We start from the raw sequence: 3,191 nt of genomic DNA, 5'->3' as shown, positions 1-3,191 counted from the left end.
ATTTTTTTATTTCTTTAGGATTATCTAGATTTTTTGTTTTTGTAAATTCTTGAATTTCAGCTTTAACTTGAATATGAGCATTTACGAATGGATGCTTACTATTCCCCTCCATCTTATATTTTGTTCTAGCTTTTATATTCTCTATCGTAGCGTAAGTATTTGAAGAACCAGGTAGTTTGAATTGGTATGTACCTTGTTTAAAATTATCTGTCAACAATTTAAATACAAATAAATCTTTAGGGTTCACTTTATCAACCATTTTACATCTTTTAAAAAGTGCTATTCCATCTAACTCCAACACGTTACCTTTTTTAGATATTATCGGTAAATAGGAATCTCTCGCATCATCATTAAGTTGGTTTAAAAACATAAAAAAATTTGTTTTGGGCTGCGTTCCATTGTCCATATTTTGCTCCAGTAAAGAGGATAGATAGGAAGCAATTTCTTTTTCTTTAGAATAGTTCCCCTTTAATAGTGATTCCCCTTTTACATTTGTAATTGCTAAATAAATTGCATTTCCTACACTAGGATTTCGGTTCAAAGTCTCTAAAATTTCCTGCATTCCCTTTTCAATTATTTTTTCATTAAATATAATAACACGCAATTGCCCCAACTCTAGAGGCCCAGAAGATTTTTCGGATGCTCTTGCAAGAACTTCTCTACCAGTCTGGCCTGATGCTGAATAGATTTTTGTTTCACCTTCCCCGCCTCCTTTATAAGCTGAAATCGCAAAGGTTCCTTTTAGCTTACCTTCTGCTTCGGTATCATATGCCGCAACTTGAACTAAGTCAATGTCATCCACAATTTTCGTTTTAGCACAACCTATTAAGAAGACACTTAATATAAGGAAAAGTATCCATCGCTTCATGTTTATCTCCTTAACTTTATTTTGGCCGTTTGAATTAGCCATAGTACAGGTAGGTATACATATATATATACAAAGCCAATTTGACCTGTCCAAGTATTTAATAAGTTAATTTTATTACGATTATTCAAGAAAAATGATAAAACAAAGATGAATAGGATGATAACTGGCAAAACATATTTTTGCTTTATTCCCAGTGCCTCTTTTATACCACGACTTACTCCCCATAATGTAAAGGAAACATTGGGTAATATAAAAAAAGCCCAAACAGAAACAATAATGTATTCAAACCGCTCTATAAAGGGAAATTGTATAATTTTAATCATGCTTAAATATGCCCATATCGCACTCGCTAGTTGTTTTTCACTAAAAAATGCAAGAGTTAAAATCATAAGGTATGTGTAGACAATAGTCGTTACTAAATTTGCATAGTGCGCATATTTTTGAGACGTTTTTGCCTTTTTAATAAATGGATAGTACAGCAATAACATTTCAAATCCAAAAAAACTAAACATATTTCCTTTCATTCCTTTCATAATTTCTAGGAATGAATGCTGTGCAATTGGAAATAAATTCCGGAAATCTGCATACTGCAAAGGATAAAAAAATGTGAAGATTAGAATGCTTGGGATAACGATTCCAAAGAAGCCGATTCCGGCAACTACACGAAATCCTCCAGTAACAATGTAATAACATAGACCCAAAAAAGCCCCCGCTATAACCCAAGATGAAATTGAAGGAAACATCCAAACATGTACTACTTCGATATAAGTATGTAGTGTTGTTGCACCTAACAATACAATATAGGATAAAAAAATGAAGTTGAGCAATCCACCAATCCATTTTCCAAGTACGTTTTGATTGATTGCAATGATGTCTCCATTACCCTGATTTAAAATCTGATATATGATCCAAATCATAACATTAACAGATATTCCAAAAAGTAGCGTGCTAATCCACGCATCATTTCCAACTAATTTTGCACTAATCCTTTCAAAACCAAGCATACCAACTCCCATCTGTATAGTAATAATTAAAAAAAATACCATATATGGAGAGACTTGATACTCAATTGGGATCTGTTTCATAATGCTCCTCCCTGTTAAATTCAATCATCGAAATCATTTCTTGATAGTATTTTATTTTTCTCTACCTCTTCTGGATTAAAGCGAAAACGCTGTTTAGACCTTGAAAAAATAGGACGTCGAAACATCGCTGAGATCGGCATACGTATAATACTGTCTTTCCAATCTGTAGGGCGTGTAGGATAAAAAGGAAACAAATAAGGACGTCTTAATGATTCTGTACGTAATAAGCGTGCTAAAAGCAAAGAGCTTGTTAAAACAATTCCTAATAAGCCCAATAGGTGTGCAGATATTATAAAAGGAAAACGAATTACTCGAATTGTATTACCAATACGATATATTGGTGCTGTAAATGAACTAAGAGCTGAAAGTGCAACAATGATAATAAGTACGTTACTTGTAAGACTTGCTTCTACCGATGCTTGTCCAATCACAATACCACCTACTATACCGACAGTTAAACCCACTTTAGTTGGTAAACGTGCCCCCGCTTCTCTCAGTAATTCAATTGTTATTTCTAAAAAAAGTGCTTCAATTAATGGAGGAAAAGGTACTTTACTTCTCGATATGATTAACGTTTCAAGAAGTTCTTTTGGAATAAGCTCGTAATGATATGTTAAGATTGCAACATATAATGGAGTCGTTAAGACAGAAAACATAAAAGCAAAAAGCCTTAATAGACGAAAAAAAGAGGCAATAATCCAAGGCATGGTGTAATCTTCTGTCGTAGAAAAAAAGTCAATTAATGTTGTTGGAAGAGTGATGGCATAAGGCGAGCCATCTACAAAAAGTGCAATTTTCCCTTCTGCCAATACAGCTGCTACACGGTCTGGACGTTCTGTATTCAAAAATTGAGGGAATATAGAATTTGGGTTGTCTGCAATTAACTGCATCAAATAAGTACTATCCAAAACATGGTCTGTTTTTATTTGACTTACCCTTTTTATAATTTCTTGTAGATTTTGATCATTTACAATCCCCTCAATAAATACAATCGCAACAGTTGTGTTAGAGAGAGATCCTACTTTCAATTCTTTCATTTGTAAATACGGTGTTGGAAGCTTTCTACGTACTAAATTTAAATTTACATCTAAATCTTCGACAAATGCGATTTGCGGACCCACAATATTGTATTCAATTTCAGCTTTTGTAATATCCCTTTTTTCTTTCTTTGACACATTTACTAACAAACAATTTAGTTTATCTGTATCGAACTGAATAAGTATATAGCCATTTAAAAT

At 33.1% G+C, this 3,191-nt stretch carries 3 protein-coding genes; all 3 read right to left on the bottom strand.

The window, feature by feature from the left end; all coding sequences use genetic code 11:
* On the bottom strand, nt 1-868 hold an 868-nt coding region (locus ACQGS6_RS25355), incomplete at its 3' end, for a Ger(x)C family spore germination protein (RefSeq protein WP_426965798.1).
* Nucleotides 869-870: 2 nt separating this feature from the next.
* Nucleotides 871-1,953 (bottom strand): GerAB/ArcD/ProY family transporter, encoded by a 1,083-nt coding sequence (locus ACQGS6_RS25350; protein ID WP_242784892.1) that lies wholly within the window; start codon nt 1,951-1,953, stop codon nt 871-873.
* Nucleotides 1,954-1,973: 20 nt separating this feature from the next.
* On the bottom strand, nt 1,974-3,191 hold a 1,218-nt coding region (locus ACQGS6_RS25345; RefSeq protein WP_426965797.1), incomplete at its 5' end, for a spore germination protein.

Origin of the sequence: Bacillus sp. GMs2/2, from assembly GCF_050172095.1 — a bacterium.
GTDB classification, from domain to species: domain Bacteria; phylum Bacillota; class Bacilli; order Bacillales; family Bacillaceae_G; genus Bacillus_A; species Bacillus_A cereus.
Note: the sequence above shows the minus strand (reverse complement) of the source record. Positions and strands in the feature narration are given on the sequence as shown.

Coding starts and splice junctions, on each gene's coding strand:
- ACQGS6_RS25350 (WP_242784892.1), bottom strand. CDS start 1,953: ATGAAACAGATCCCAATTGAGTATCAAGTCTCTCCATATATGGTATTT.